The sequence below is a fragment of the Agromyces humi genome (genome assembly GCF_009720255.1).
GTDB lineage: Bacteria > Actinomycetota > Actinomycetes > Actinomycetales > Microbacteriaceae > Agromyces > Agromyces humi.
Genome location: NZ_WJSP02000132.1, coordinates 1 through 9,080, shown reverse-complemented (window position 1 = coordinate 9,080; position 9,080 = coordinate 1). Strand labels below are relative to the sequence as shown.

The window sequence follows — 9,080 nt, the reverse complement described above, 5'->3', positions numbered from 1 at the left end:
GCCTCGCCCAGTCGCGGCCCCACCACGGCGGCGAGGTCCCGGAGCGGACCGAGCGTGCGCGGCGTCGACATCGCGTCGCATGACCCGACGAGCACCCGGGCGCCCGCCGGCGGATCGGCCCGCAGCGCCGCCACGAGGGTGGTCTTGCCGATGCCCGCCTCGCCGTGGAGCAGCACGACACGGCCGCGCCCGGCCGCCGCCTCCCGCACGGCCGCACGCAGCTCGTCGAGTTCGGTCTCGCGTTCGAGGAGGGAACTGCGCACAGGGCGAGCATGCCCGCCGCAGGCGCGTGCTGCAACCGGGCGCGCCCTGAACCGACGTGCAGGCACGGGAGGTCTCGCGGCTCAGCGCCGCGTACGGATCAGAGGCCCGAGTAGGCGTGCAGGCCCTTGAAGAACAGGTTCACCACGGTGAAGTTGAACAGCACCGTCGAGAAGCCGATGATCGCCAGCCACGCCGACCGCGAGCCGCGCCAGCCGCGGGTCGCCCGCGCGTGGATGTACCCGGCGTAGACCACCCAGATGATGAAGGTCCACACCTCCTTGGTGTCCCAGCCCCAGTAGCGGCCCCATGCGGCCTCGGCCCAGATCGCGCCCGCCATCAGGGTGAACGTCCACAGGATGAAGCCGATGATGATGACCCGGTAGGCGAGGTTCTCGAGCGTCGCCGAGTCGGGCAGCGTCGCGAGGAAGTTCTGCTTGACGGCCTTGGCGGACGCCGCGAACGACTCGCGTCGCGCCTGCATGAGCTGCACGACCGAGAGCGCGAAGCCCAGCGCGAGGAATCCGACCGCCGAGGTGGCCACGAACACGTGGATCACGAGCCAGGCCGACTGCAGTGCCGGCGGCAGGGGCACGACGCTGACGTAGAAGTTCACGGTCGCGATGCCGAGCAGCACGAGCACGAGACCGGTCACGAACGTGCCGAGGAAGCGCAGGTCGTGCTTGGCGACGACGAGCACGAGCAGGTAGACCGTGGTGATGACGAGCGTGCCGGTGAGCGCGAACTCGTACATGTTCGCCCAGGGCACCCGGCCCGCTGCGAGACCGCGGGTGACGTCGGCGGCGAGATGGAGCAGCCACGCCACCACCGTCATCGCGACGGCGACGCGCAGGGCGGGCGAACGGCCCCAGGCGACGGATGCCCCGCGCGCGGGCGGTGCGGCGACGAGCGTGCCTGCGCCGCCACCGGACGCTGCGGCGCTGCCGACTGCGCCGGCCGTGCCGGTCGCAGCGCCGGCCTCGGTCGCGGGCGCGGATGCCCCGACGGCGGACTTCGCGTCATCCGCCGCCTTCGTCGCGGCAGCCGACCGACGCGCGAGATCGATCGCGTAGGCGATGAACGCAATCGCGTACACGGCCATGGCCGAGTACACGAGGATGATGGAGATCTCGTCGAGCGTCACTGTTCTACCTTACGTCGAAGGATTCGCGCGGTCATCGGCGGATTCGCCGGGCGGCGCCGTCTCGGACGCCGGTGCGGCCGCCGCGGCATCCGTCGACGCACCCGCGTGCGCGGTCGCGAACGAGGCGACCGCCTCCTCGAGGCCCGGGTCCTCACCGCGCGCGAGGCCGGCGTACTCGAGCACCACCGCGCCGTCGCGCCGTCGCACGGCCTTGACCCACATGCGACGACGCGGCACGAAGAGCGACACGAGCAGCCCCGCGATGATGAGCACCGCGAACACGAGCACCCAGCCCTGCGACGGGTCGTCGTGGATGTCGAAGCTCGCGAACCGGCTCACGCTGTGCGAATAGTCGCCCTCGGCGGCATCAGGGTCGACGTTCTCGAAGGTGACGGACCCGAGGCCGTTCGGCAGCTCCACGGTCTCGCCCGGCATGAGCTCGATCGACTCGACGCCGGTCGCCCCGCCCGTGAGCTGCTCCATGCTCGAGGGGTCGAGCGTGTACACCGAGGTCGGCTCGCCGCCGTCGATGCCGAGGTCGCCCTGGTAGACGTTGAGCGTGAGCACCGGGTAGACCAGGTCGGGGTAATTCGACGTGAACGCCCCCGAGTCGAGGGTCTCCTGCGTCGGGTAGAAGAACCCGACCATGCCGAGCTGCTCCTCGAGGCCGTCGGGCACCTTGACCACGCCGATCGACGTGAGGTTCGCGTCCTGCGGCAGGAAGGGCACCGCGTCGGTGAACACGACCTCGCCCTCGGGGTCGCGCACCGTGATGGTCGGCGCGTACCCGTTGCCGAGCAGGTAGACGTCGGTGCCGTGCACGCGCAGCGGCTGGTTCACCTTGACCACTCCGGGCGTCGACTCGCCGCCCTTCGCCTGCACCGACACGTGCGCGGTGAAGTCGATGGGCTGCCCGATCGCCTCCTGGTTCCGCGTCTCGTACACGGCGTCGAGCTCCTCGAGCGAGAGCTTGTACGGGTCGAGGGTGCCGTCGTCGAAGAAGCGGCCGGGGTTGAACGAGTCGTACGCCGCGAGCGTGTTCACGAACGACTGGCCCTCGACGACCACGCGCTGCCCCGAGAAGCCGAAGCCGCCGCCGATGCCGACGGCGACGAGCACGCCGAGGAGCGCGGTGTGGAACACGAGGTTGCCGGTCTCGCGCAGGTAGCCGCGTTCGGCCGAGACGGATGCCTCGCCGCGCAGGTCGTAGCGCTCGACCCGGTAGCCGGCGCGCTTCAGCTCTGCGGCCGCGCGGTCGATCGCGGCATCCGGCGTCTCACCCGTCGGCAGCGGCCGCTCGGTGAAGCCGGCGAGCCGTGACAGCCGGACTGGCGTCCGCGGCGGACGAGCGCGCAGCGCGTCGAAGTGGTGCTTCGTGCGCGGGATGACGCAGCCGATGAGCGACACGAAGAGCAGCAGGTACACGGCCGAGAACCACGCCGACGTGTACACGTCGAACATCTGGAAGCGGTCGAGCACCGGCGCGAGGCCCGGGTTGTCGGCGAAGTACTGGGTCACGCCGTTCGGGTCGCTCGAGCGCTGCGGCACGAGCGACCCGGGCACCGCGGCGATCGCGAGCAGCAGCAGGAGCAGCAGGGCCGTGCGCATGCTCGTGAGCTGTCGCCACGCGAAGCGCAGCCAGCCGACGAAGCCGAGCTTCGGCTGGCTGACGGATGCCTCGTCGGATGACGGGGCATCGCGCTGGGGGGCGTCGATGTGGTCGTCGGGCCGGGAGAGCGCGTCGGGGTCAGATCGCGGGGACAAAGCCTTGGATCACCGCCTGCAGTTCGTACATCCAGATGGTCCAGAGGCCCGACACCATGAGCAGGCCGATGGCGATGAGCAGCGATCCGCCGATGATGTTGATCGTGCGGATGTGGCGGCGGAAGAACGCGAGCGACCCCGTCACCCAGCCGAAGCCGAGCGCCACGAGCAGGAACGGGATGCCGAGGCCGAGGCAGTAGGCGAGACCGAGCAGCAGCGCGCGGCCGGCCGACGCGGAGTCGGCGCTGAGCGTCAGCACCACCGCGAGGGTCGGGCCGATGCAGGGGGTCCAGCCGAGGCCGAACACGATGCCGAGCAGCGGTGCCCCTGCGAGCCCGGTGGCGGGCCGCCACGACGGCTTGAACGTGCGCTGCAGGAACGTGAACTGGCCGATGAACACGAGCCCCATCACGATGAGCACCACGCCGAGGGCGCGGGTGATGACCTCTCCGTAGGCGTTGAACCACGCACCGGCGACGCCGGCGAGCAGGTTGAACGTGACGAACACGACCGTGAATCCCGCGATGAACAGCAGCACGCCGAGGACGAGCCGCCGCCGGTTGCGTCGTTCCTCGGATGCCACGGCCGAGGCATCCGTGAACCCGCCCAGGTAACCGAGGTAGCCGGGCACCAGTGGCAGCACGCACGGCGAGAGGAACGAGACGAGCCCCGCGGCGAGCGCGATGGGCACGGCTGCGAGCAATTGCCCGTTCAGCACGATGTCGCCCACGCCGCCCACGCTGCCGCAGCCCCTAGGCCTGCTCGGCCAGGAGGCCGTCGATGATCGACTCGAGGATCGACGCGTCGGTGAGCTGGCCGAGGATGCGCGCAGCGACCCGGCCCTGGCGGTCGAGCACGATCGTCGTCGGCACCGCGGCGGGGGGCACCGGACCGGCGAAGGCGAGCTGCGCCGAGCCCGACTCGACGTCGAGGATCGACGGGTAGGTCACGCCGTACTTCTTCTCGAACGAGGCGGCGGTGCCCGCCTGGTCGCGCACGTTCACGCCCACGAAGGTCACGTCGGAGTCGGCGGCGGTATCGGCTGCGTCGCCGGCGTCGGCGGCGTCGGTTCCGCTCGCGAAGCCCTGGGAGACCTCCTCGAGGATGGGGGCCTCGACCCGGCACGGCGCGCAGCCGGCGTACCAGAAGTTCACGACCGTCACGTCGCCGACGGTGTCGGCCGAGTCGAACGCCTCGCCCTCGACCGTCTCGCCCGAGAAGGCGATCGGCTCGCCGCGCTGGTCGGCGGCGTACTCCGAGATGGTGCCGTCGCCGGCGATGTAGTTCTTGCCGCTGCCCTCCCGGTACTGGTCGGCGAGCGGGTCGCTCGTGCAGCCGGTGAGGAGCAGGGCGGATGCCGCGGCGAGCGCCGCGAGCATCGTGAGCCCGGCACGGGGCCGCATCCGGTCGCGCATCACACCGCCCCCACGTCGCTGGCGTTCGCGGAGAGGCGGCGGGCCGGATCCCGGTAGCCGACCTCGACGAAGGACGCGCCGCGACGCTCGAAGGTGGTGATGCTCGACAGCGCGCAGCGACGGCGCCGGGGGTCGTGCGCCAGCGACTTGCCAGCGACCCGGCGGTGCACCATCCAGATCGGCAACTGGTGGCTCACGATCACGGCGTCGCCGCCGTCGGTCGACGACCATGCGTCATCCATCGCGTGCAGCATGCGGCGGGCGATCGAGCCGAACGGCTCGCCCCAGCTCGGCTCCCACGGGTTCACGAGGAAGGCCCAGTTGCGCACGTCGCGCAGCGCGCTCTCACGACCGCTCATGCGCTTGCCCTCGAAGCGGTTCTCGGGTTCGATCACCCGGTCGTCGAGGGCGGGCTCGAGCTCGAAGACCCGCGCGATCGGCTCGGCGGACTGCTGGGTGCGCTGCAGCGGCGACGAGATGAGCGCGCCGATCGCATGGCCGCGGGCGGCGAGGTCGTCGGCGGCGAGTTGGGCCATCTCGTGCCCGAGGCTCGAGAGACCGTAGCCGGGGAGTCGGCCGTAGAGCACGCCCTGGGGGTTGAACACCTCGCCATGGCGCACGAGATGGATCTGCTCGGCCGGCACGGTCTCCAGTCTAGAGAGGCGTTCCCTTTGAATCCGCCGAGGGTCGGACGCTGACGGCCCGGTGCGTGGCCGGCGCGTCGACCGCCGTCTCACGCCTCGTCGGCGAGCGCCTCGAGCAGGTGCAGCGGCGGCACGAAGAACGTCGCACCCGTGACCGCCGTCGAGACCTCGAGGATGCGGTCGTGGAGGCCCGGCGGGTCACCCAGGAACATCCGCTGCAGCATCCGCTCGATGACCCACAGCCGGCGCGAGTAGCCGATGAAGTACGTGCCGAACTCACCGGCCGCGGGGCTGCCGAAGGGCATGTTGTCGCGCAGGATCTCGAGCTCGTTCCCCTCGTCGTCGGTGATCGTGGTGAGCGTCTTGTGGGCCCGCTGCGGCTCCGTGTCGTCGAGCTCGAGGTTGTCGGCCTTGCGGCGACCGATCACCGCCTCCTGCTGCTCGGTGGTCATCGCGTTCCACGCCGTGAGGTCGTGCAGGTACTTCTGCACCACCACGTAGCTGCCGCCGGCGAAGGCCGGATCCTCGTCGCCGATGAGCGTCGCCTCCGCCATGCCCGCGCCGCTCGGGTTCGCGGTGCCGTCGACGAAGCCCAGCAGGTCGCGCGCGTCGAAGTAGCGGAACCCCTGGACCTCGTCGGCCACGGTCACGGCGGAGCCGAGCTGTTCGAGCAGGAGTCGCTCGAACTCGAAGCAGAGATCGGTGCGGTCGGCGCGGATGTGGAACAGCAGGTCGCCCGGCGTCGACGGGGCCGTGTGGGCGCCGCCCGTGATCGACGTGAACGGCCGCAGCTCGGCGGGGCGCGCCGTCTGCCCGAGACGCTGCCACGCCGATGCGCCGATCCCGACCACGCAGGAGAGGTTCGCGCCCAGGTCGCGGAAGCCCACCGTCTTCGCGAGGTCGTCGAGGCCCGACACCACGTCGCGGGCGGTCGCCAGGTCGCCCGGCTCGGGGCCGATCACGACCGTGAGGAAGACCGCAGACTGCGACAGCGGCGCGTCGACCTTCTGGGCATCGATCGGAACCCTGCGGTCCGTGTCCTCCACCGGTGAACTCCCTCCCGCCGCGGCATCCGCTCGCTGCTCGCCGATGGTACCGGGAGGCGCGCGGAAACGCCCCGGTAGGATGGTCGATCGTGAACTCACGCACCTTGATCAAGAACCTCGCCGCGCTCCCCGACGGCCCCGTCACCGTCGCCGGATGGGTCGAGACCGTGCGCGATCAGAAGAAGGTGCAGTTCGTCATCCTGCGCGACGAGTCGGGTGCGGTGCAGCTCGTGAACCCCGCGACTCGGGAGCTCGACCCCGAGGGTGTCAGCGTCGGCGCGGCCGAGGCGCTTGCCACCACCGAGACGATCTCGGCGCTCTCGCACGGCTCGTTCATCACGGTCACGGGCGAGCTCAAGCACGACGAGCGCGTGAAGCTCGGCGGCATCGAGGTGAAGATCGGCTCGCTCGAGGTGGTCGCCGAGGCGAACCCCGAGACGCCCATCGCGGCCGACTCCAGCCTCGACAAGCGCATGGACTGGCGCTTCCTCGACCTGCGCCACCCCAAGCAGCACCTGATCTTCCGCATCCAGACCACGTTCCTGCACGCGCTGCGCACCTACTGGGTCGAGCACGACTTCATCGAGATCCACACCCCCAAGCTCATGGCCTCGGCATCCGAGTCGCGCGCCGAGCTGTTCGAGGTCGACTACTTCGAGGGCAAGGCGTACCTCGCGCAGAGCCCCCAGTTCTTCAAGCAGATGGCGCAGCCCGCGGGCTTCGGCAAGGTGTTCGAGGTCGGCCCCGCCTTCCGCGCGGACCCCTCGTTCACCTCGCGTCACGCCACGGAGTTCACGTCCGTCGACGCCGAGATGAGCTGGGTCGACTCCCACGAGGACGTCATGAAGATGCACGAGGAGCTCCTCGTCGCCGGCTTCACCGCCGTCAAGGAGAAGCACGGCGCCGAGATCGCCGAGCTGTTCGGCATCGACCTGCAGGTGCCGACCACGCCGTTCCCGCGCATCCCGCTCGCCGAGGCGAAGCAGATCGTCGCCGACCGCGGCTACGTGATCCCCCGCACCGACGAGGACATGGACCCCGAGGGCGAGCGCCAGATCGCCGCCTACGTCAAGGAGACCTACGGGCACGACTTCGTGTTCCTCACCGACTACGCGTCGAGCATCCGGCCGTTCTACCACATGCGCCGCGAGGGCGACCCGGGCATCACGAACTCGTACGACCTCATCTACAACGGCGTCGAGATCTCGACCGGAGCCCAGCGCGAGCACCGCATCGACGTGCTCGTCGAGCAGGCGAAGGAGAAGGGGCTCGACCCTGAGGAGCTCGAGTTCTACCTCGACTTCTTCCGCTACGGCGTGCCGCCGCACGGCGGCTTCGGCATGGGCCTCGCCCGAGTGCTGATGCTCATGCTGGAGGAGCACTCGATCCGCGAGACGACGTACCTCTTCCGCGGCCCGACCCGCCTGCTCCCCTAGCGTCACCCACGCGGCGCGCCACTCCCGCGGCCACCCGGGCGCCCGACGCACCGGCCACCGGCGCACGCGGCGCTCGCGCCCACCCGTCGAGATGACGCGAATCGACCTTCCTGACGTCCTGAACGTCGATTCGCGTCACGTCGCGACATCCGGAACCCAACCCCCGGCCAGAAGCGCCTCCCGAACGCGCTCCAATCGACGCGTTCGGCGCGCGCCGCGATGCGAACTGTTGAACCGGATCACCCGCCACCCGGCATGCGCGAGATCCTCGAGGCGGTCGACGTCGCGCGCGTACTGGCGGGCGTCCTCGCGGTGATGCCCGCCGTCGTACTCGACGATCACCCGGAATCCGGGGTACACCAGATCACCGATGCCGATCAGGTGCCCTGACCCATCGAGGATCGGAACGTTCACCAGCGGCTCCGGCAGGCCGTATGCCACCAGGTCCAAGCGAAGGTCCGTCTCCGCCGGAGAGTCGGTGCCGGGGCGCACGAGTTCCAACGCCGCTCGAAGCGCACGCTGACCGCGATGGCCGGCATGGCGGGCGACCGCGTCGGCCAACTCGTCGAGCGCTGCCGGTGGATCCCGCCGACACACGAGCGCGTCGCCCAGCTCGACGAGTCGCCGGACTGGCAGCTCACCGCCGAGCTGGCACCACGCGTCGACCGCCGAGACCATGCGAAGACCTCGCACTGAGACGATGGCCGCGCCGCCGGGTCGAAGCCGGTGCCCGGTCACCCCCGCGGCCCGCGGAATGCCGTGCGGCTGCACCGCCGAGACGTGGATCGTGTCGTCTCGGCCGATGGGAAGCGGGAGGCCGTGCAGCAGCGCGGCGGTGCGGTGGCTGAAGACTTCGCAGTCCCGCATCCTCGCGGCGTAGGCACGGCACCGCTGCTCGATCGAGACCTGGGCGCTCCGCGGCATCCGCACTCCGTGGAAGGGTCGATCGAGATCGGGCCCTCGAAGCCGCCCCTCGCCGACGTTCGACGCGTGCGCGTGGGCAACGGTGAACGGTGCGGCGGCGAGTCGTACCGGGAGGTCCTTGCGCGGAGGCATGCGGCAATGGTGCGGCGACGATCGTCGGCCGACGGAGCGGATCCCCGACCTGTGGACGGTGGAGCGTCCCGCAACGAGGTCGCGGTCGAGTCAGACTGCTGCCTCACGGCCGCGAGGTGACGCGAATCGACCTTCGTCGGCGGCTGAACGTCGATTTGCGTCATCTCGGTGGTGTCGAGGGGTGGTGGGTGGCCGGCGTGGGTTCGGTGCGTTCGGTGCGGTGAGCGGATGCCGCGGCATCCGTTCGCTCACGTTCGAGCGTCATGGTGGGCGTGGTGTTCATGGTCTTCCCCTCGGAGTTCGTGCGACCCGGT

Annotated in this window: 9 protein-coding genes; 1 reads left to right on the top strand and 8 read right to left on the bottom strand. The window is 70.5% G+C overall.

What is annotated here, in order from left to right; translation table 11 throughout:
• The 7 genes from GH736_RS11960 to GH736_RS11930 all read right to left on the bottom strand — a co-directional run.
• The coding region (locus tag GH736_RS11960) for an ATP-binding protein (RefSeq protein ID WP_159603521.1) at nt 1-263 on the bottom strand (263 nt) is incomplete at its 3' end.
• 98 nt (nt 264-361) lie between these two features.
• Entirely contained in the window at nt 362-1,363 is a 1,002-nt protein-coding gene (gene ccsB / locus GH736_RS11955; RefSeq protein ID WP_159603523.1) for a c-type cytochrome biogenesis protein CcsB, read from the bottom strand.
• Between the two features lie 51 nt (nt 1,364-1,414).
• Nucleotides 1,415-3,169 carry a cytochrome c biogenesis protein ResB gene (gene resB / locus GH736_RS11950; RefSeq protein WP_159603519.1) on the bottom strand — a complete coding sequence of 585 codons (1,755 nt, stop codon included), beginning with the start codon at nt 3,167-3,169 and terminating at the stop codon, nt 1,415-1,417.
• On the bottom strand, nt 3,153-3,908 hold the full coding sequence (locus GH736_RS11945) for a cytochrome c biogenesis CcdA family protein (RefSeq protein ID WP_159603517.1): 756 nt from the start codon (nt 3,906-3,908) through the stop codon (nt 3,153-3,155). The genes resB and GH736_RS11945 overlap by 17 nt, the downstream gene beginning before the upstream one ends.
• A 13-nt stretch (nt 3,909-3,921) precedes the next feature.
• Nucleotides 3,922-4,572: a TlpA family protein disulfide reductase gene (locus GH736_RS11940; protein ID WP_159603515.1), complete on the bottom strand. Its 651-nt coding sequence runs from the start codon at nt 4,570-4,572 to the stop codon at nt 3,922-3,924.
• Nucleotides 4,573-4,583: 11 nt separating this feature from the next.
• Nucleotides 4,584-5,228: a histidine phosphatase family protein gene (locus GH736_RS11935; protein WP_159603513.1), complete on the bottom strand. Its 645-nt coding sequence runs from the start codon at nt 5,226-5,228 to the stop codon at nt 4,584-4,586.
• Between the two features lie 89 nt (nt 5,229-5,317).
• A complete protein-coding gene (locus GH736_RS11930) occupies nt 5,318-6,274 on the bottom strand; it encodes a Dyp-type peroxidase (protein ID WP_159603511.1) in 957 nt (318 codons plus the stop codon).
• 89 nt (nt 6,275-6,363) lie between these two features.
• On the opposite strand from GH736_RS11930, the gene aspS reads away from it, so the two are divergent.
• Complete coding sequence (gene aspS / locus GH736_RS11925; RefSeq protein WP_159603509.1) at nt 6,364-7,710, top strand: aspartate--tRNA(Asn) ligase; 1,347 nt, start codon at nt 6,364-6,366, stop codon at nt 7,708-7,710.
• 135 nt (nt 7,711-7,845) lie between these two features.
• Here aspS and GH736_RS25005 read toward each other — a convergent pair whose 3' ends face one another.
• Nucleotides 7,846-8,388 (bottom strand): endonuclease domain-containing protein, encoded by a 543-nt coding sequence (locus GH736_RS25005; protein WP_235934084.1) that lies wholly within the window; start codon nt 8,386-8,388, stop codon nt 7,846-7,848.
• Nucleotides 8,389-9,080 lie beyond the last annotated feature (692 nt).

Bases quoted from the DNA above. Each gene is read 5' to 3' on its own strand.
- GH736_RS25005 (WP_235934084.1), bottom strand. From the start codon at position 8,388: ATGGTCTCGGCGGTCGACGCGTGGTGCCAGCTCGGCGGTGAGCTGCCA.
- ccsB (WP_159603523.1), bottom strand. From the start codon at position 1,363: ATGGCCGTGTACGCGATTGCGTTCATCGCCTACGCGATCGATCTCGCG.
- GH736_RS11940 (WP_159603515.1), bottom strand. From the start codon at position 4,572: ATGCGGCCCCGTGCCGGGCTCACGATGCTCGCGGCGCTCGCCGCGGCA.